Source organism: Pseudodesulfovibrio sp. 5S69, assembly GCF_037094465.1.
Classification (GTDB): Bacteria; Desulfobacterota; Desulfovibrionia; order Desulfovibrionales; family Desulfovibrionaceae; genus Pseudodesulfovibrio; species Pseudodesulfovibrio methanolicus.
Window position 1 is genome coordinate 2,931,170 of sequence record NZ_CP146609.1, and the last position, 18,826, is coordinate 2,949,995.

The window sequence follows — 18,826 nt, forward strand, 5'->3', positions numbered from 1 at the left end:
CCGGTCCCGACCGGGCGCATTTCCGGTTCCCATTTCGGCCCTCCTCGGTTAGGATGTTTGACTGCTCAGGCCATGAAACCCCGGTCCCGCTTGCCAGCCCGGCAATCGGACTTATCTTGTTTATCGCACCGAAAATCATTTTGATGTTGAAAAGAGAGAGAAAGACCAATTTATGGAGTTCTATCCATGTTCCGAAAACTGTTATTGCTTGCGGGGCTTATGCTGGCCCTTGCGGGCTGCAAAACTGCATCCATGAATAATCGCACCGAAACCGTCCCGACACCGGCCCCGGCCCCGACGATCGCCAAGGCGGCGTCCCTTCCTTCCCTGGACGGCTCCGACCAGGCGGCCACGCACATCGTCAAGCTCAAGAACGGGCTGACTGTGCTCATCAAGGAGGACGACCGCTTCCCGCTGGTCAACGTCCGCCTGTACGTGCACGCGGGCAGCGCCTATGAGACGCCCGACATCGCGGGCATCAGCCACCTGCTTGAGCACATGGTCTTCAAGGGCACGGACAAACGCGGCCCCGGCGAGACCGCCCGGCAGATCGAGTCCGTGGGCGGCAGCCTGAACGCGGCCACCAGCTTCGACTACACCGTCTATTACGTTGAGGTCCCCGAGGCCCGGTGGAAGCTCGGCATGGACGTGGTCACGGACATGGCCTTCCACCAGACCATCGATCCCAAAGAACTGGAAAGCGAAAAGAAGGTCGTACTCGAAGAACTCGAACGCGGCGAGGACACGCCCACCAGCAAACTCTTCAAGACCCTGCAATCCATGGTCTGGAAGGACACCAGCTACGAGTGGCCGATCATCGGCTCCCGCGAGACCGTGTCCGGCATCACCCGGCCGCAGATCAAGCAGTACATCGCAGACCATTATCAGCCGCAGTCCATGCTCCTGGCCGTGGTCGGCAAGGTCGATCCCGACAAGATTCTGGCCGAGGCCAACCAATTGGTCGGCTCCCTGGTCAACACCCGCTCCTTCACGCCTCCCACTCCCCTGCCCGTTCCCGAGGCGGGCGACGGCCCCCGCGTGGTCAAGCTGACCGGCAAGTGGAACAAGGTCTACATGGGCGCGGCCTTTCCCATCCCCTATGGTACCTCGGCCGAGATCCCCGGCCTGGAGATGCTCTGCCAACTGCTCGGCGGGGACGACACCTCGCGCCTGTACCGGACCTTCAAGTACGACAAGCAGTTGGTCGACGACATCTCGGTCTCGCCCCTCTCCCTGGAGCGCGGCGGTATGCTCTACGTCCACGCCGTGCTCGACGCGGACAAGGTGGACGAGTTCTGGACCGAGTTGAACAAGGAGATGGCCACCTTCAATCCGGCGGACTTCACGGACCGCGAGATCGAACGCGCCCGCCTGAACCTCCAGAATTCCTTGTTCCTGGCCAAGGAAACCCTGTCCGGCCTGGCCGGAAAGCTCGGCTACTTCCAGTTCCTGGACAATGGCGAGCAGGCCGAGAAGAACTACCTCTTCTCCCTGAGCCAGGTGAACCGCGACGAGTTGAAGCGGCTCTTCGACGAGTACATCCGGCCCGACCGGCTGACCCTGGCCGTGCTCACGCCGGAAAACGCACCCGTCTCGGCCGACGGCCTGACCGGCATCACCAAGGCCAACTGGCCCTCCAAGAAGGCGGCCAAGGCCAAGCAGGCCGCCAAACAGGCCACGGGACCGGCCGAGGTCGCTCTGCCCGGCGGCTCCAAGCTGATCCTTCTGCCTGACGAGACCCTGCCCTATACGGCCATGTCCATGTATTGGACCGGCGGCGACGGCGAACTCGATCCCTCCCAGCAGGGGCTGGCCGCCTTGACGGCCGCCGCCCTGACGCGCGGGACCCTGAAGATGTCCGCCACCGAAATGCAGGACTTCCTGTCCGACCACGCGGCCAGCCTGGGCTCCACCGCCGGGCGCAACGTCTTCGCCGTGGAGGCCAAGTTCCCCACCCGGTTCACGGACCAGGTCCTGCCGGTCCTGGCCGAGACCCTGACCGGACCGGCCTTCAACCAGACCGAGGTGGAACGTGCCAAACAGGATCAGATCGCGGGCATCAAGCAGAGCGAGGACCGGCCGCTCGGCCTGGCCTTCCGCCACCTCTTCCCGTTCCTGTACAAGACCGGCCCCTATGCCCTGCTCCACATGGGCACCCCCGAGGGCGTGGAAAAATTCACGACGGCCGACATCATCCGCTTCTGGAGCCGCCAGTCCATGCACCCGTTCACCCTGGCCGTGTGCGGTGATTTCGACCAGGCAGCCATGGAGCAATTCGCGACGAACATCGCCAAGACCCTGACCGCGCCCACCGGCGCGTACGCCTTCACCACCCCCGAGTGGGGCCAGGCCATGGAGGACGACCTCCATCTGCCCGACCGCAACCAGGCGCACATCCTGATGGTCTTCCCCACGCCGGGCAAGACCGACCAGGAGGCGTCCGCCAAGCTCGAACTGCTGCGCGCGGCCCTGGCGGGTCAGTCCGGCCTGCTCTTCCGCGACCTGCGCGACAAGCAGGGGCTGGCCTATACGGTCACCGCCATGCTCTGGCAGAGCCGCAACACCGGGTTCATGGCGCTGTACATCGGCACCGGCCCGGACAAGGTCGACCAGTCCATTGCGGGCTTCAAAAAGGTGCTGGCCAACCTGGCCGCCACTCCCCTGCCCCAGGACGAAATCGACCGCGCCCGAAACATCCTGACCGGCGACTATTACCAGGAGCACCAGTCCCTGCTCTCCCGCAGCCGCGAGGCCGCCAGCCTGCAGGTGCGCGGATTCAACCTCGACTACGAACAAAAGCTCATCGACCGGGCCCAGACCGTCACCCCGGCCGAAATCCAGGATATGGTCCAAAAATACCTGACCCCGGACAAGGCCTACCTCATGAAGGTTACCCCGTAGATCGCCATTACTCGACAAAAAAGCGGGCCGGTTGCACCGGCCCGCTTTTTTGTGCCTCCCCTACCCCCGCCCCCCCATCCCCTCTTTTTCCCAAACTTTCTATAGCCGCTTCGCGGGGTAGGAGCACAAGCATTCGGTTCCCAGTATCTATTGACGTCTTACCGCGTTCGGACGCCCCTGCCGAAGGCACACAAAAAGTTTGGAAGGGGGAGCCCTGAGGGGGAAACTTTTCCCAAAAGTTTCCCCCTCTGGCCGCCGGAGGCATTCCCTTCCGGGGGCTTGCCCCCGCCCCTGTGGTGCGCTACAAATCCTGAGCAACAACTTTCAGTTACTCACATCGAGGGGAGACGCATGGCGCTCATATTCGGTTCGCCCAGGAAACAGTCCACGGACAAGGACGAAGTCGGCACCGATCACCGGCTGACCCTGGCCAAGGACATCTACATGGCCGGGAAGATGAAGATCGTCACCACCGAGACGGTTCCGGGCCGGGAGATCCAGTCCGCCTTCGGGCTCATCGTCTGCCGCAGCTACGTCTTCGACAACGCCTTCTACGGGCTCATGGCCCAGGCCGTGGACGTCAACGCGGACGCCATTGTCGGCTACCGCGAAACCGTGGCCTTCCATCCCGAGGGCGACAAGTACTACTCCTGCTACGGCACGGCCGTGCGCCTGAAAAAGCTCAAGTAGCTTATGAAAAACGAATCCGCCCTGTCCCGCCGGTTCCCTCACCTGCTTGCCGCCGCGTTCGCGATCTTCTGGACGATCATGGCCGTGAACCCGGTCATGCGCGACGTATGGTGGGCCGAGAACATCCCGATCATGGCGGTCTTCCTGCTGCTGGTGGCCACCTACCGGCTTTTCCGCTTCTCCAACCTGGCCTACGTGCTCATGGCCTGCTGGCTGGTCCTGCACACCATCGGCGGCCACTACACCTTCGCCAACGTGCCCTTCGACTTCGTCACCGACCTGTTCGGCTTCGAACGCAACCACTTCGACCGGGTCGGGCACTACTCCATCGGCTTCTACGCCTTCCCCATCGCCGAGTACCTGACGCGCAAAAACCTGGCCCGCCCGGTGGTGGCCTATCTCTTCGGCCTGTTCGCGATCATGGCCCTGGCCGCCGGGTACGAGATCGTCGAATGGTGGTACGCCGTGACCGCGGGCGGCGAGGCGGGCATCGAATTCCTCGGCTCCCAGGGCGATATCTGGGACGCCCAGTCCGACATGCTCTGCGACACGCTCGGCGCGGTCACCGCCCTGGTGCTGTTCTTCTTTTCCGGGATCAAGCCCGAGCGCCGGGTTGGGTTGGGAAATCAATAGTTGAAGGCCGCTTCGCGGCGATGGACGGGTGACTTCGCCGCCGGCGGCCAAGGGGCTATGCCCCCTTGGAACCCCTTTGACGCCTTCGGCGTGGCTTGTTTACTGCTACGCAGCTTGACGTATTATCTTATGCACCCAATACAAAGGGCCGACACACTTTCGTGCGCCGGCCCTTTCGTTCCATAATGGCGTTTGACGGCTAATCGCGCACGCCCAGCCGCCTGTCGAGCAGGAGCAGGTCCGCGATGGTCAGAGCCATCATGGCCTTGAGCACCGGGTTGATGCGCGGGATGGCGCTGATGTCGTGGCGGCCGCCGACCATGATGAAAGTCGGCTCGCCCGTGGCCGTGATGGTCTGCTGTTCCTGAAGGATGGACGCGATGGGCTTGACGTAGGCGCGGGCCACGACGTCCTGCCCGGACGAGATGCCGCCGAGGATGCCGCCCGCGTTGTTGGACAGAAAGCCGTCCGGGCCGATGGGGTCGTTGTTCTCGCTGCCCAGGGAGCGCGCCGCCCCCATGCCCGAGCCGATCTCCACGCCCTTGACCGCGCCCACGGACATGAATGCCGCCGCGATGCGCGCGTCGAACTTGCCGAAGACCGGCTCGCCAAGCCCGGCGGGCAAGCCGGTAGCCCGAACCTCGACCACCCCGCCCAGGGTATCTTCGTCGTCGCGAACCTTGATGACGCGCTCGTCCCAGGTCTCGACGATATCCGGGTCCGGGCTGAAATAGGACCGGTCCTGGGCCCCCTCGATATCCTTGACCTCGGCCTTGATGCCGCCGAACTCCACGGTGTAGGCGTAGATGGAGATGCCCTCCAACCGCAGCAACTCCTGGGCGATGGCCCCGCCCGCCACGCGGGACACGGTCTCGCGGCCGGACGAACGCCCGCCGCCCCGGTAGTCGCGGAACCCGTACTTGGCGTTATAGGTGAAGTCGGCGTGACCGGGCCGAAACACGTCCTTGATCTTGGAGTAGTCGTGGGAGCGCTGGTTGGTGTTCTCCACGAAAAAGCCGATGGGCGTGCCCGTGGTTTTACCCTCGAACACACCGGACAGGATCTTGACCTGGTCCGGCTCATTGCGGGTGGTGGAGGCCAGCCCGCCCTGGCCGGGCCTGCGTCGGTCCAGCTCGGACTGGATGATGGACTCGTCCAGGGGGATGCCCGGAGGGCAACCGTCCACCACGCCGCCCAGGCCCACACCGTGAGACTCGCCGAAGGTGGTCAGCCGGAATATCTGCCCGAAGGTGTTGCCGCTCATGTTCGCTCCTGTTCCCTAAAATTTGTCGACCCGCATGATGTCCTCGGTCCGTCCGAGGAGGACCAGGACGTCCCCGGTCCTGAGCGCCCTGTCCGCCTGGGGCACGAAATGGAACTCCGAATCCCCGGCCAGCCGGAAGGCGATGACCTGCACCTGGTACTTATTGGTCAGGTCGAGATCGCGCAAGGTCTTTCCGATCCAGTTCTCCACGATGATTTCGCGCACGGCCACATCCTTGCCCAGGCCGAAGTATTCCTGCAATCCCGGCGCGGTCAGCCGGTTGGCCATCTGGGCGGCCACAAAGGCCTCGGGGAAGACCACGAACGGCACGCCGAGTTTGTAGAGCACCCGCTCGTGGGCCTCGCTGATGGCCTTGACCCAGATGTTCTTGACCCCAACGGCCTGGAGGTTCAGGACCACCAGGATGCTCGCCTCCATGGAGTCGCCCGTGGACACGATGACCCGGTCCAGCTCTTTGATGCCGATCTGGCCGAGCATCTTCTCGTCCGTGGCGTCCGCCTGGTAGGCCTGGGCGATGATGTCCTGGGCCCGGCGCACGTACTCGGGGTTGATGTCCACCCCGACCACGGAATGGCCGAGCTCGGTCAGGGCCTTGGCCAGGGCGTACCCGAACTTGCCCAGCCCGATGACGGCGATTTCCTTTTTTGCAGGCATTGAAAAATTCTCCTTGTCGATCTAGCCGAAGGGCAGCGTCGCGGTCGGCACCCTGAAGCGCCGCTCGGACTGCCAGCTTTGCAGTGCCGAGAGCATCCAGATGGGCCCCAGACGCCCCACGAACATGAGCACGATGAGCGTGACCCGCTCGAAATTGTCGAGCAGCGGGGTCATGCCCGTGGACAACCCCACGGTGGCAAAGGCGGAAATGGATTCGAACATGTCGGCGATGAATTCGCCGCGCGCCATGAGATACGAGCTGTCCCCGCTCTCCATGGAGGTCAGGATCATGGTCCCCACGCCCACCAGCAGCAGGCTCATGGTCACCAGGGAAACGACCTTGTTCATGGCCTTCTGGTCCAGGGCGAAACGCCCGATGCGGACCTGTTCCCACCCCCGGAATTCGGCCCAGACAAAGCCGACCAGGGCACGAAAGGTGGTCGTCTTGATGCCGCCCGCGCAGGAACCCGGCGAGCCGCCGATGAACATCAAGACCATCATGAAGGCCAGGGACACGTTGGTCATGCCGCCGATGTCCACGGTGTTGAACCCGGCGGTGCGGCAGGTCACGGACTGGAACAGGGCGTTCCAGAAATGCTCGAACACGTTGTCCGGCGCATTGCCCGCCGCCCCCTCGGCCACAAAGATGACCACGGTCCCGGCCACCACCAGGGCCAGGGTGGTCTTGAGCACGATGGCCGTGTGCCAGCTCATCTGCGGTTTGCCCCGCCTGCGCCGGTTGCGGTTGAACAGCGCGTTCCAGATCAAGGTGCCGCACTCGTTGAGCACATAGAAACCCAGGCCGCCCGCGGTGATGAGCACGATAAAGACCATGTTGACCCCGCCGTTGCCGGACCATCGGGTCAGGGAATCGGGGTACAGGGAGAACCCGGCGTTGCAGAAGGCCGACACCGAATGGAAGACCGCCGAGTAGGGGTTGAAGCCCACAGGGTCCAGGAGCCACAGGCTCAGCGCGCCGGCCGCTTCGAAGGAAAAGGCCCAGAGGACCACCCGCATGAGGAACCGGGGCAGGCTGAACGACGGGTCGTGCAGCAGGGATTGCCCCACGGCCAGCCGGTCCGTCAGCGATACGTGCCGCCCGAGCAGGTGGATAATCAGGGTAGTGAAGGTCATGATCCCCAGGCCGCCGAGCTGGATGAGCACCAGGATGACGTCCAGGCCCAGGGTCGAGAAGTAGGAGCCGGTGTCCACCACGGCCAGGCCGGTGACGCACATGGCCGAGGTCGCCGTGAACAGGGCGTCCACAAAGGACAACGGGCCACCGGGGTGGCTCACGTCCATATGAAGTATGAGTGCGCCGATCAGTATGGCCCCGGCAAAGAACCAGACCGGCATCCAATACGGCGAAAAGACTTTAGTGCGCATGGTTCTCCACGCTTATATGCCTGACGGCCCAACCTGTCAAAAACGCTCGGAAAAGGTTTTCACCGCTTCGAGCGCGCGCTCCACGGTGCCGTCCAGGTCCTGGCCCTCGATGACCCGGTCGGCGCACCCCTCGTACAGATGGGCGCGCGCGTCCAGAACCTCGCGGACCTCGTCGGCCACGGACTTGCCGGTCAGGGACGGCCGCTGAGCCGCGATCGGATCGGCCATGAGCCGCCGGGCCAGTTCCTCGGCCCCGGCCTTGAGGTAAAGGACGATGCCCCGGGCCAGCACGGCCCGGTTCTCCTCGCGCAGGACAATGCCCCCGCCGCAGCCGATGACCCGGCCGCCGGGCGCGGCCTCGCGCGCAAGCGTTGCGGCCTCCCCGTCGCGGAAAGCCTCCCAGCCGTTGGCCTCGACAAAGGATGCGATATCCGTGCCCACGGCCTCGGCAAAGGCGTGGTCCGTGTCCACGAACTCCAGGCCCAGCCTTGCGGCCAGGGCCCGACCCACGCTTGTCTTGCCGCAGGCGCGCGGCCCGATGAGAAAGATGTTCCCCGTCTTGTGCATGACAGGCACCGTAAGGGAAAACCGCTCCACGTTCAATGGTTTGCCGCCCCGCGATACCGGTTCGCCGCTCCGCTCTTTCTTTGCATTCCCCCGGATACCTGATACCTTCCGCCAAGCCCTTGTCGGGCGTAGCGTTTCTCACCCCGTTCCAGCGAAGGAGAAAGACATGAAAACCGCCATCTTCGGCTTCTCCGGCTCAGGCAAGACCGATCTCTTCGCCGCACTGGCGGGCCCCGAAGCGGCCGCCGCAGGCAATCGGGCCATGGTCAAGGTCCCGGACGCCCGGCTCGACCCGCTCATCGAACTCTTCCAGCCCAAGAAGGTCACCTACAGCGAGATCGAGTACCTGGACATCCCCGGCGGAGGGGGCAAGGGCGCGGGCCTGGGCGAGCGCGTGCTGAACGAGGTCCGGCCCTACGACTGCTTCATCGGCGTGCTCGACGGCTTCTCGGGCATGAACGACCCCGAAAAGCAGTGGCAGGCCATGGAGGCGGACACGATGGTCTCGGACATGGCGGTCATCGAAAAACGCCTCGAAAAGCTGGCCGCGGACGGCAAGAAGAACAAGGCACTGGTGGACCCCAAGGAGGAGGCCGCCCTGAAGCGGGCGCTCGCCCTGCTCGAAGAGGAACGCCCCCTGCGCACGGACGCCGAAGTCAGCACTCTGCCCGAACTCAAAGGCTACAAATTTCTCTCGGCCCGCCCCATCCTCTACGCCTGGAACTGCCCAGAGGGTGAGGAGGCGGACCGCGCGCTCCCCGAGGACACGTCGGGCATGGCCCACATTGCCGTGGCCGCCAAGCTCGAACGCGAACTGGCCGAGATCGACGATCCCGAGGAAAAGGCCGAATTCCTGAACGACCTGGGCATTACCGAGTCCGCCCTGGACAAGGTCATCGCCAAGACCTATCAGCTCCTCGGCCTGATCTCCTTCCTCACGGCGGGCGAGGACGAATGCCGCACCTGGCCCCTGCGGGCGGGCTCCACCGCACCCCAGGCCGCGGGCGTCATCCACACGGACTTCGAAAAGGGATTCATCCGCGCCGAGGTCATCGGCTTTGACGACTTCCTGGCCTACGGCGACTTCAAGAAGGTCAAGGAGGCGGGCAAGGCGCGCCTGGAGGGCAAGGAATACATCGTCCACGACGGCGATATCATCGAGTTCCGCTTTAACGTCTAGGAATGCCTCCGGCGGCCAGGGGAAGGGGAGAGGGAAACCCTATGGAAAGGGCTTTCCCTCTCCCCTTCCCCTGGCCGCCCATCCCCTCTCCCTTCGTAAACTTTTTGTGCCGCTTCGCGGGATGTGTGCGAGCGCGAACCGCCGTGCCGCTCTTCCGATTTTGCCGATCATCACTTCGAGCATGAAAGACGATAGCGATAATACTTGCCAACAACACCAGTAGTAACTATTATCAAATCATGAGTGATACCAATACCTGTACCAAGCATCGTGAAGTGGCCATCGAGTTGGGAGACTGCCGCTCCTGCCAGGGGTGCATCGACCTCAACCCGGACGTATTTCAGTGGGACGATGCCCTGGACATGCCCTATGTGAGCAGGTCCGAGGTCACCGAGGAAGAGGTTCGCGACATCATGAACACCTGCCCGGAAGGTTGCATCGTCTTCGTGGATTGATCCCTTTCCCCCTCCCCTTAGAAAAAGAGAAAGCCGGGCCTATGCCCGGCTTTCCCGCGTCCGATCGACTTCCCGTTGCCAACGCTCGCGCAGGGCGGCGGCAAGCCGTTCGCTGGGCCACGAGGTCCGTGCGTCGGAGGCCAGGTTGATCGGCAGTCCCCGGCCGAAATACTTGCGTAGCATCCGATGGGAGAACTTGTCGAAATAAACGTTGTCCGGATCCTTCAGGTCGATCGAACAGACCTTGACGGTCGTTGTGCCGAAGCGGGTCCGAACCTCGTTTTGCCGCGCGGAAATATCCCCAACATTCTCCCAGGGGATGTAGCAGTGCAGGCCGGTACCGACAAAGATGCCCTCCTCGCTCGTCTCCAGATACGGCTTTCCCGAGGCCAGTGAACGCACCGTCCAGACCGCCCAGACCAGGCCGAGCACGCCGAGCCCGATGAACGCCTCGGGATTTTGGCGCGGCACTTGGTGGTCCAGGGTTCCCCATCCGAACGCAATCATGGCGCCGCTTATCAGGCAGACGAAAACGCAAAGGGCGATCAGAGGTGCGCGCATGGTATATTTGACGATGACCTCTTCAGGCACTCGGCTACCCTACTTTTTCAGCGGAAAGGACGGCATGGGCGGCAGCGAGCATTCGCAGTGGTCGCCGCAGACGAAGCCGCAGTAGGTGTGGAACACGCGGGTCTGCTTTTCGCGTTGCTCGGCGGTCAGCGGCTTGATCTCGACCGCGTCGACCATCTCCATGAGGCGGGCGTAGTCGGGCACGGCGTTCATGCCCCGTGCCAGTTCCTCGCCGGTGCGCACGTCAAGCAGCGTGGCGTCCATGGTGTCGGTGACCAGGGCATACGGGACCGGACCTCCTTCAAGGAGCCGAGCCGCGCACACGGTCTCGCGCTCGAAGGTGGCCACGTCGCCCGCGCAGAACATGACCAGGAACACGGGCCTGCCCTGCTCGTCGTAGAGCACGAAGTCAATGATCCGCTCAAACTCCTCGCCCTCCACGCAGTAGGCCAGCGGGACCTTGGCCTTGATCCGGTCCTTGGGGTAGCCCTTCTCCTCCACCAGGAGGCGGGCCAGCAACTGGCGGAATTCCTCGAAGGTGGTCTCGTCGATCTCCTCGCCGGAGAGATAGTCGCGGAGCGTGCCGCCCAGACTGGTTTCATGCATGGAATGCCTCCCGTTCCCCATATAATAAATCCCCGACCGGCCCGGCGCAACCGGCCCGCACAATCTGCGGGACGTGCCGGGCCGCGGAGATATTGCGATCCGTTCAGCCTAGAAGAAGTACGTGGGTTCCTTGCGCTCGGCGCAATTCTCGTTCAGCCACTTGGCGAATCCCTCCACCGGGCAGCCGGGCTTGGCGCTGCGGGCGTGCTCGGGGCAGACCTTGATGCAGGCGCAGCACATGATGCACTTGTCCGGGTCCGTGTGCTTCAGGTCCTTTTCGTCGATGGCTCCGACCGGACACTGCTCGGCGCAGATGCCGCACAGGACGCACCCGTCGTCGACCTGGATGAAGTCCACCGGCCCACGCGGCTTGCGCTCCTTGTAGGGCCGGTCTCCAGGGATGTCCGGCCTGGGGGCGTCGTCGATGGAGTCCAGCGCGTCCACGGCCTCGCGCACCTGGCGCCCGAAGTCCTCGGCGCTACGCAGGTCGTCCGCGTCGGGCCGGTCCACGGCCACAGGATATTCCTCGCTCGAAAAGGAGTGCTCCCCGACAAAGGCCGCGCCGCCCAGGACCGTTCCGCCCCGCTCGGTGACGATGTCGGACAGCTCGATCAGGGCGTCCTCAAAGGCGCGGTTGCCGTACACGACCACGCAGACCACGGGCGTCCCGTCCAGTTCCAGGGTGCGCAGCCACGGCTCGAGGAGAAAGGGAATGCGCCCGCCGTAGACCGGCACGGCGACCAACAGCAGGTCCTCGGCCGATGCCTGCAACGGCTCCTGCCGCTCCTCGGGCATGGTGATGTCCACGTCCTCGACCACATCGTAGTCCAGCCCTTTTGCCATGGCTTCGACAACCGCCGCAGTGGTCCCGGTGGGAGAAAAATAGGCCAGTTTCAGAGTTCGGATGTTCATGAATCGTCTTCCTGTGTTTGAAATGATCGTATCGATGCTCCAACGCCAAGCAGGCCGCGCTCCCTCCACACGTTCCTATGCAGCATCCGCCATTTTGCAGGCTGCCCGATTTTTCTAAACCGCCCTCTCTCCCGGGTCAAATACCTCACACAAAAAACTCCCCCAACAACGCCCCCCTACTTCACCGCGAAGCGCCCCAAAAAGTTTAGGAAGGGAGATGGGGATAGGGTTCGGGGAAGGGGAAGAGGGAACCCTTTTCTCAAAGGGTTCCCTCTTCCCTTCCCCGCGCCAGAGGCGAAAAGGGCGGAAGCATCGCTTCCGCCCTTTTCATCGGTTTATGCAGCCCGTTCTAGTGTCCGGCGCCCGCGAAGGTGACGGTGATGCCATAGAGGGTCTTGCCCGCATTGATGGCGAAGTTGAACAGGGGTGCCGGGACCATGCCGATGAGCAGCACGGCGGCGGCAAGCATGCCCGCCCCTGCGGAGGCAAACCAGCCGTTGTCCGGCGGTGCCGCCTGGCTCGGCGCGGACTCTTCGGTGAAGGCATGCCGGAACAGAGACAGGTAGTAGTAGATGGCGATGGCCGAGTTGACCACCAGGGTGATGACCAGCCAGTTGTAGCCGTGATCCCAGGCCGAGGTGATCAGGAAGAACTTGCCCATGAAGCCCATGGTCGGCGGCAGGCCGACCAGAGCAAAGGCGCCGGCGGCCAGCGAAAACGCCAGGGCCGGGGCCTTCTTGTACAGGCCGTTCAGATCATTCAGCTTGAGGTTGCGGCCGTCGGAGGCCACGCGGCTGACGATCCAGAACACGAGCAGGTTCATGACCAGATAGGCCATGCCGTAGAACGCGGCCGCGCCGATGCCCTCGGGCGTACCCGAGACCAGGCCGACCATGATGTAGCCCGCATGGGCCACGGACGAGAAACCGAGCAGTCGCTTGATGTCCGTCTGGGCCAGGGCCGACAGGTTGCCGAAGGTCATGGACAGCGCGCCGAGCACTGCCAGGATGGTGGTGATCTCCAGGCCGGGCTTAAGCAGCACGGCCAGGCGGCACAGGACCACGATGGCGCCCATCTTGGGCATGGTCGCCACGAACGCGGCGGTCTCGTTGCTGGCGCCCTGGTAGACGTCCGGGCACCAGAAGTGGAACGGGAACAGGGCCAGCTTGAAGAACATGCCGCCCAGGAAGAGCGACAGGCCGACAACGGCCATGGGCTGGTCGGCGAACGACCAGGACTTGTTCATGAGCTCGGCGATGTAGGTCGTGTGCTGGGTGGCCATAATGTACGACAAGCCGTACAGGGCCAGGGCCGTGGCGACCGCGCCGAACATGATGTACTTGATGCCCGCTTCGGCCGCGCCCTTGTCCTTGGCGCGCAGCGGGATGACCGCATACATGGAGTAGGAGGCCAGTTCCAGGGCCAGGTAGATGGTGATCAGCTCCACGGAGGAGGCGAGCATCATCAGTCCCAGTGTGGAGAAACCGAGCAGCATGTAATAGTCGGCCCGCTTGCCCTCTTCCAGCGTCGGCTGGCGCGAGGCGTTGAGCACGACGATGTAGAAGCCGAAGGTGATGACAATCTTGAAGAACTGGGACATGAGGTCCACTTTGTAGACATCCCAGAACATGGTTCCATGCAGATGGAAACCGGTGATGGTCACGAAGAACGCGGCGCAGGCGCCGAACGGCAGCCATTTCTCAACCGGCGGTTTCCACTCCCTGCTGCCCAGCGACTGGACCATGAGGGCCAGTACCATACAGAGGAAGAACAGTTCCGGGACAAGCGCAGTGATGTTGAAGTTCACGTCGTAAGCCCCCTATTCCTTTTCCGCCAGCAGGCCCGAGAGGGCTGCGGCGGCTGTTTGCATCGGCTGCTCGGTTTCCACGGCAGCGACCTTGCGCTGGTCGAAGTTGTTGAGCAGCTTGTTGACGGACGGATCGATGAGCTTGAAGAACGGCGTGGGCGCCAGGCCGATCCAGAGCACGAACACGGCCGGAATGGTCAGGTAGATCCACTCGCGGGCGTTGAGGTCGCGCCAGGTCGAAGCGCTGCTGGGCTTGCCCCAGGCCATCTTCAGGGACACGCGGAACATGTAGGCCGCGGCCAGGAGCGCACCGGGCACGATGAGCGCCCCGACGATCAGGGACTGCTTGAACGCGCCGATGAAGACCAGAATTTCACCCACGAACCCGTTGGTCCCGGGGAAGCCGAACGAGGCCAGGGCCATGAATCCCCAGAAGAACATGAAGCCGGGCATGTACTTGCCGAGTCCCATGTTCTTCGAGATCTCGCGGCTGTGGCTGCGCTCGTAGACCGCGCCGATCATCATGAACAGCGCGCCGGTGACGATGCCGTGGTTGAGCATCTGGAAGAGCGCGCCTTCCACGCCGCGCTGGTTGAACAGGAAGATGCCCAGCGTCACGAAGCCCATGTGGCCCACAGAGGAGTACGCGACCAGCTTCTTGATGTCGGACTGCCCGAGGGCGATGGCTCCGCCGTACAGGATGGACACGATGGAGATCGCGATCATCATGGGGGCGAAGTAGTGGCTGGCCGCCGGGGTCAGCGGCAGGCAGAAGCGCAGGAACCCGTAGGTACCCATCTTCAGCAGCACGGCCGCCAGGATGACGGAACCGGCCGAGGGCGCCTGCACGTGGGCTGCGGGCAGCCAGGTGTGGAACGGGAACATGGGCACCTTGATGGCGAAGGCGAGCGCCATGGCCAGGAAGGCCCAGAACTGGAAGCGGAAGCTGAAGTTCATCTGCATCAGGTCCGGAATGGAGAAGGTTCCGCCCGTGATCCGGAAGGCCACGATGGCCGCCAGGAGCAGGGTGGACCCCGCCAGGGTGTATAGGAAGAACTTGAGCGACGCGTACTTGCGGTCGTCGCCGCCCCAGACCGCGATGAGCAGGTACATGGGGATGAGCATGGCCTCCCAGAACACGTAGAACAGGACCAGGTCCAGCGCGCAGAACACGCCGAGCACGGCGGATGTCATGAACAGCAGGCAGAAGTGGAATTCCTTCTCCCGCTTGCCGATGTAGGTCCAGGAGCACATGACGCACAGCGGCAGGACCGCGATGGTCAGAAGGACCATGAGTATGCTGATTCCGTCTACGCCGAGGTAGTACTGCAGGCCCCACTGGTGGACCCAGTCCAGCTTTTCGACGAACTGGAAGTCAGCGTTGAGTTTGAAGCCCATGAGCGGCACTGCAAGCAGACACTCGATGAGGGACACCGCCATGGTGTAATACCTCACCACCTGCGGAGCCCGCAGGAAGAAGAGTCCGCATGCCGCGATGAGCGGGAATGCGATCAATATTGTGAGTACCGGATATCCGAAGTCCAAAATGAGCTCTCCTTAGATTGTCCGGCTTAGCCGAAGTACCATATCAGGGCGAAGATGCCCAAGCCGAGAACGGCGGCCAGCGCCAGGTAGTCCTGCAGGTTGGCCGTCTGGACCTTGGCCCCCGCCCTGCCGATGTTCCTGACGGTGTAGGCGCTGCCGTCCACCACCGTGTCGATGCCCTTCTTGTCGAACCAGGAAGTGCCTTTCCCCATGCCGATGAGCCCGCGCAGGCCGACGGTCCGGTAGACCTCGGTCCAGACGTCGTCAACCTTGGCCGAGGGCCAGCAGATGGCCCGCATGGTCACCTTGCCGATCAGGCGGTAGAACCAGTCGAAGTCCAGGTTGAGCGCCTTGTGCGGCGTGATGATGTACCGTGTCAGGTAGAAGGCCAGGCCGGAGAAGCCGAGCAGCAGGCAGGCGTTGATGACCTTGTCCACGGTCCAGGGGTCGAAGGCGTGCCCTTCCACCGCCATGGGCAGGTACCGGTAGAGCATGTGGGGATAGACGCCCTGGGCGATGCACAGCAGGCCGCCCAAGGCCATGCCCACGTACATGTTCATGGGCAGGGGCTTGACCTCGCCCGTGAACTCTTTCTTGCGCCCCCAGAACGCGAAGTATGGGAGCTTGATGCCCACCGAGATGAACGTACCGACCGCCGCGACCTCCATGCCGAGGGCTAGGAGCGTGCGGTGGTGCTCGGCGGCGCCCGCAATGGTCATGGTCTTCGAGATGAAGCCGTTGAACAACGGCATGCCGGAGATGGACAGGGCCGCGACCATATACCAGACCATGACCCAGGGCAGCTTGGTGACCAGGCCGCCGAGTTCGTCCAGTTTGGCCGTGCCGACCGAGTACAGGATCGCGCCGGCGCCCATGAAGAGCAGCCCCTTGTACAGGATGTGGGCATAGGCGTGGGCCACGGCGCCGTTGATGGTCATGGCCGTGCCGATGCCGATGCCTGCGACCATGTATCCCACCTGGGAGACGATGTGGTACGACAGGATGCGCCGGGCGTTGTTTTCAATGCACGCGTAAAGGACTCCGTAGACCGCCATGAAGGTACCGGCGATGGCCAGGACCTCCCAGCCGGCGAAGCCCCGGCAGAGCACGTAGACCGCGGTCTTGGTGGTGAAGGCGCACATGTACACCGCACCGGCCACGGACGCGCGGGGGTAGGCGTCCGGCAGCCAGGCGTGCAGGGGCACGACGGCGGCGTTGACGCAGAAACCGGTCAGGATCAGCCAATCGTAGAGATGGGCCTCGGCCGGGTTGACGAGGTCAAAGGCGAAGCCGCCTGTGGCCTTGTATTTCAGCAGCAGGCCGCCGAGCAGGAACAGGCCGCCCACCGTGTGGTACAGGAAGTAGCGGAAACCGGCGTGCACGGATTCCTGGGTCCTGGCCTGCCAGATGAGGAAGGTCGAGCCGATGGACATCAACTCCCAGAACAGGAAGACCGTCAGCAGGTCGCCCGCGAACACGCAGCCGAATCCGCCTGCCACGTAGAGCGAGGCGCAGACGTAGTGCCCCTTGTCTTCCACGTGCATGCCGTAGATGCAGCCGATAAAGGAGATGATGGCAAAGACCTGGGCGAAGACGATGGACAATTTGTCCACGCGCCCGAAGATCAGGGCCTGGTCAAGGTAGTGCACCACCCCGTAGGAGCCCGGCTCCACCGTGAAGATGGAATACAGGGCGATGAGCGGCGGAATGATCGCCAGCCCACCCCGGAGGGCCTTGTTCTTCCACAAGCTCGCCGGCATCAACGGCACCAGCAGGGCCAGCAGGAGGAAGCCCGCGGCGGGGTGGATGAAGATATCAGTCCCCATAGTAGTCCTCCTTGCGGGCAATGAACGGCTGGATGATCTTCTTCATGATGATGACCATGGCCAGCCCGACGACGAGGCCGAATCCGGCGAAGAACCCGGGGTACCTGTCGAGACCGAAGTGCGGATGATGCGTGACGAACGGGATGTTGAGCAGCACGAGCACGCCCAACACGACGAAGAAGATGGTCCTCCACGTCTTCCAGTTGTCTCTCCATTTGGCGAGAAGCTCGCCCAATCCATTTTGTTGACTCATATATACCCCCCTAGAACTTGCCGAGAACGTTGACGAAGTTCAGGAATGTCTGCGGATACAGACCCAAGAACACCGAGATGAAGGCCGTGATGCACAGCGGGATGACCATGGTCATGGACGGCTCGTTGTACTGGCCGATGTTGGCTTCGGGCTTGGGCTTCTTGAAGAAGGCCCTGTAGGTGATGGGCACGAAGTAGCCAGCGTTGAGCGCCGTCGAAAGGAGCAACGCGCAAAGCAGCGGCCACTGGTGCGCATCGAGCGTGCCGTTGACCAGGTACCATTTGGAGACGAACCCGCAGACCGGCGGCATGCCGATCATGGACAGGGAGGCGATACCAAAGGCACCGAAGGTCAGCGGCATGCGCCGACCGAGCCCGTCCATGAGGCTGATCTTCTTCAGGTGGCAGGCGACGTAGATGGCACCTGCGGCCATGAAGAGCGTGATCTTGGAGAAGGCGTGGTGGGCGATGTGCATGACGCCGCCCTGCACGCCCGAGTCCACGAGCGTGGTCACGCCGAGGACGATGTAGGACAACTGGGCCACGGTCGAGTAGGCCAGCCGCGCCTTGATGTCGTCCTTGGTCAGGGCGATGAACGAGGCCACCGTCAGGGTGAAGGCCGCGATGTACGCGGTGCCCATGCCGATGGACAGGTCGCCGAGCCAGGAGCCGGGCGAGCCGATGAAGACCTGGCTCATGGTCAGGGCCGCCGCGGTCTTGGTCCCGAAGGCCGAGAGCACGATGCGGCTGACGCAGAACACGCCGGCCTTGACGACCGCCACCGCGTGCAGCAAGGCCGAGACCGGGGTGGGCGCGACCATGGCCGAGGGCAGCCAGTTGTGGAACGGCATGAGCGCCGCCTTGCCGATGCCGAGGATGAACAACCAGTAGGTCAGGGCCACCAGTCTGGGGTGGGCCGCGACGACCTGGGCGGTGAACATGCCGTGCTGGATGTCGGACAGATTGAAGTCGAGGTTGCCGACCAGCACGTAGGTCAGGACCATGGCGGGCAGGAGGAAGAGCTTGGAGGTACCCATCAAGTAGACGATGTACTTGCGGGCGCCGACCTTGGCCTCCTCGTCCTCATGGTGGTAGACCAGCGGGTACGTGAACACGGTGATAACCTCGTAGAAGAGGTAGAGCGTGAACACGTTGGCCGACAAGGCCACGCCGATGGCGCCGAAGATGGCCACCGCGAAGCAGACGTAATAGCGGGTCTGCGCGTGCTCGTTCAGCCCGCGCATGTAGCCGATGTTGTAGCTGGTCACGAAGAACCAGAGGAACGGGGCGATCAGGGCGAAGACCATGGACAGCCCGTCCGCGGCAAAGGCGATGCTGATGCCCGGCAGGATGGTGGTTACGTGGTAGTAGAGGACCTGTCCGGCGAGGACTTTCGGCGCCATCCAGAGCACCGAGGTGAAGGTCAGAAACGCACCGATGAAGCTGATCGCCTCCCGCCGGTTCTCCTCCCCTCTACAGAGGTAGATGAAGAGCGGCGTGAGGAGCGTGAACACCACCGGCAGAAGAATGGGACTATATGTCGTTACACCTTCCATA

Annotated in this window: 17 protein-coding genes; 5 read left to right on the top strand and 12 right to left on the bottom strand. The window is 63.3% G+C overall.

The window, feature by feature from the left end; all coding sequences use genetic code 11:
- Window positions 1-186 precede the first annotated feature (186 nt).
- The 3 genes from V8V93_RS14025 to V8V93_RS14035 all read left to right on the top strand — a co-directional run bounded on the left by V8V93_RS14025 (window position 187) and on the right by V8V93_RS14035 (window position 4,224).
- On the top strand, window positions 187-2,901 hold the full coding sequence (locus tag V8V93_RS14025; protein ID WP_422394370.1) for a M16 family metallopeptidase: 2,715 nt from the start codon (window positions 187-189) through the stop codon (window positions 2,899-2,901).
- Window positions 2,902-3,252: 351 nt separating this feature from the next.
- Window positions 3,253-3,591, top strand: coding sequence for a hypothetical protein (locus V8V93_RS14030; RefSeq protein ID WP_338667216.1), 339 nt, complete (start codon window positions 3,253-3,255; stop codon window positions 3,589-3,591).
- Window positions 3,592-3,594: 3 nt separating this feature from the next.
- Window positions 3,595-4,224, top strand: coding sequence for a DUF2238 domain-containing protein (locus tag V8V93_RS14035; protein ID WP_338667217.1), 630 nt, complete (start codon window positions 3,595-3,597; stop codon window positions 4,222-4,224).
- A gap of 199 nt (window positions 4,225-4,423) precedes the next feature.
- Here the strand turns inward: V8V93_RS14035 and aroC are convergent, their stop codons facing one another.
- From aroC to aroL, 4 genes are read right to left on the bottom strand one after another with little or no spacing between them, the layout of a single operon-like run.
- A complete protein-coding gene (aroC, locus tag V8V93_RS14040) occupies window positions 4,424-5,488 on the bottom strand; it encodes a chorismate synthase (protein ID WP_338667218.1) in 1,065 nt (354 codons plus the stop codon).
- A 15-nt stretch (window positions 5,489-5,503) separates the two neighbouring features.
- The gene (locus V8V93_RS14045; protein ID WP_338667219.1) at window positions 5,504-6,163 is read right to left on the bottom strand and encodes a potassium channel family protein; all 660 of its coding nucleotides are present in this window, start codon (window positions 6,161-6,163) and stop codon (window positions 5,504-5,506) included.
- A gap of 21 nt (window positions 6,164-6,184) precedes the next feature.
- Window positions 6,185-7,549: a TrkH family potassium uptake protein gene (locus tag V8V93_RS14050; protein ID WP_338667220.1), complete on the bottom strand. Its 1,365-nt coding sequence runs from the start codon at window positions 7,547-7,549 to the stop codon at window positions 6,185-6,187.
- Between the two features lie 36 nt (window positions 7,550-7,585).
- Window positions 7,586-8,116: a shikimate kinase AroL gene (aroL, locus tag V8V93_RS14055; protein WP_338667221.1), complete on the bottom strand. Its 531-nt coding sequence runs from the start codon at window positions 8,114-8,116 to the stop codon at window positions 7,586-7,588.
- A gap of 166 nt (window positions 8,117-8,282) precedes the next feature.
- Between aroL and V8V93_RS14060 the strand changes: the two genes are divergently transcribed.
- Both V8V93_RS14060 and V8V93_RS14065 read left to right on the top strand, forming a co-directional pair.
- Window positions 8,283-9,296, top strand: coding sequence for a DUF933 domain-containing protein (locus V8V93_RS14060; RefSeq protein ID WP_338667222.1), 1,014 nt, complete (start codon window positions 8,283-8,285; stop codon window positions 9,294-9,296).
- A gap of 239 nt (window positions 9,297-9,535) precedes the next feature.
- The gene (locus tag V8V93_RS14065) at window positions 9,536-9,751 is read left to right on the top strand and encodes a ferredoxin (protein ID WP_338667223.1); all 216 of its coding nucleotides are present in this window, start codon (window positions 9,536-9,538) and stop codon (window positions 9,749-9,751) included.
- Window positions 9,752-9,790: 39 nt separating this feature from the next.
- Here V8V93_RS14065 and V8V93_RS14070 read toward each other — a convergent pair whose 3' ends face one another.
- The 8 genes from V8V93_RS14070 to V8V93_RS14105 all read right to left on the bottom strand — a co-directional run bounded on the left by V8V93_RS14070 (window position 9,791) and on the right by V8V93_RS14105 (window position 18,825).
- Window positions 9,791-10,342, bottom strand: coding sequence for a hypothetical protein (locus V8V93_RS14070; protein ID WP_338667224.1), 552 nt, complete (start codon window positions 10,340-10,342; stop codon window positions 9,791-9,793).
- 9 nt (window positions 10,343-10,351) lie between these two features.
- A complete protein-coding gene (locus tag V8V93_RS14075) occupies window positions 10,352-10,927 on the bottom strand; it encodes a type I restriction enzyme HsdR N-terminal domain-containing protein (RefSeq protein ID WP_338667225.1) in 576 nt (191 codons plus the stop codon).
- Window positions 10,928-11,035: 108 nt separating this feature from the next.
- Window positions 11,036-11,839, bottom strand: coding sequence for a 4Fe-4S binding protein (locus V8V93_RS14080; RefSeq protein ID WP_338667226.1), 804 nt, complete (start codon window positions 11,837-11,839; stop codon window positions 11,036-11,038).
- 349 nt (window positions 11,840-12,188) lie between these two features.
- Window positions 12,189-13,646 carry an NADH-quinone oxidoreductase subunit N gene (locus tag V8V93_RS14085; RefSeq protein WP_338667227.1) on the bottom strand — a complete coding sequence of 486 codons (1,458 nt, stop codon included), beginning with the start codon at window positions 13,644-13,646 and terminating at the stop codon, window positions 12,189-12,191.
- Window positions 13,647-13,658: 12 nt separating this feature from the next.
- A complete protein-coding gene (locus V8V93_RS14090) occupies window positions 13,659-15,194 on the bottom strand; it encodes a complex I subunit 4 family protein (protein ID WP_338670194.1) in 1,536 nt (511 codons plus the stop codon).
- Window positions 15,195-15,217: 23 nt separating this feature from the next.
- Window positions 15,218-17,017: a Na(+)/H(+) antiporter subunit D gene (locus V8V93_RS14095; protein WP_338667228.1), complete on the bottom strand. Its 1,800-nt coding sequence runs from the start codon at window positions 17,015-17,017 to the stop codon at window positions 15,218-15,220.
- Window positions 17,007-17,270 carry a hypothetical protein gene (locus V8V93_RS14100; RefSeq protein WP_338667229.1) on the bottom strand — a complete coding sequence of 88 codons (264 nt, stop codon included), beginning with the start codon at window positions 17,268-17,270 and terminating at the stop codon, window positions 17,007-17,009. The genes V8V93_RS14095 and V8V93_RS14100 overlap by 11 nt, the downstream gene beginning before the upstream one ends.
- Before the next feature lie 10 nt (window positions 17,271-17,280).
- Window positions 17,281-18,825 (bottom strand): monovalent cation/H+ antiporter subunit D family protein, encoded by a 1,545-nt coding sequence (locus V8V93_RS14105; RefSeq protein ID WP_338667230.1) that lies wholly within the window; start codon window positions 18,823-18,825, stop codon window positions 17,281-17,283.
- Window position 18,826: the final 1 nt, after the last annotated feature.

Bases quoted from the DNA above. Each gene is read 5' to 3' on its own strand.
- V8V93_RS14105 (WP_338667230.1), bottom strand. From the start codon at position 18,825: ATGGAAGGTGTAACGACATATAGTCCCATTCTTCTGCCGGTGGTGTTC.
- aroL (WP_338667221.1), bottom strand. From the start codon at position 8,116: ATGCACAAGACGGGGAACATCTTTCTCATCGGGCCGCGCGCCTGCGGC.
- V8V93_RS14065 (WP_338667223.1), top strand. From the start codon at position 9,536: ATGAGTGATACCAATACCTGTACCAAGCATCGTGAAGTGGCCATCGAG.
- V8V93_RS14100 (WP_338667229.1), bottom strand. From the start codon at position 17,270: ATGAGTCAACAAAATGGATTGGGCGAGCTTCTCGCCAAATGGAGAGAC.
- V8V93_RS14035 (WP_338667217.1), top strand. From the start codon at position 3,595: ATGAAAAACGAATCCGCCCTGTCCCGCCGGTTCCCTCACCTGCTTGCC.
- V8V93_RS14060 (WP_338667222.1), top strand. From the start codon at position 8,283: ATGAAAACCGCCATCTTCGGCTTCTCCGGCTCAGGCAAGACCGATCTC.
- V8V93_RS14080 (WP_338667226.1), bottom strand. From the start codon at position 11,839: ATGAACATCCGAACTCTGAAACTGGCCTATTTTTCTCCCACCGGGACC.
- V8V93_RS14075 (WP_338667225.1), bottom strand. From the start codon at position 10,927: ATGCATGAAACCAGTCTGGGCGGCACGCTCCGCGACTATCTCTCCGGC.
- V8V93_RS14025 (WP_422394370.1), top strand. From the start codon at position 187: ATGTTCCGAAAACTGTTATTGCTTGCGGGGCTTATGCTGGCCCTTGCG.
- V8V93_RS14030 (WP_338667216.1), top strand. From the start codon at position 3,253: ATGGCGCTCATATTCGGTTCGCCCAGGAAACAGTCCACGGACAAGGAC.
- V8V93_RS14050 (WP_338667220.1), bottom strand. From the start codon at position 7,549: ATGCGCACTAAAGTCTTTTCGCCGTATTGGATGCCGGTCTGGTTCTTT.
- V8V93_RS14045 (WP_338667219.1), bottom strand. From the start codon at position 6,163: ATGCCTGCAAAAAAGGAAATCGCCGTCATCGGGCTGGGCAAGTTCGGG.
- V8V93_RS14095 (WP_338667228.1), bottom strand. From the start codon at position 17,017: ATGGGGACTGATATCTTCATCCACCCCGCCGCGGGCTTCCTCCTGCTG.
- aroC (WP_338667218.1), bottom strand. From the start codon at position 5,488: ATGAGCGGCAACACCTTCGGGCAGATATTCCGGCTGACCACCTTCGGC.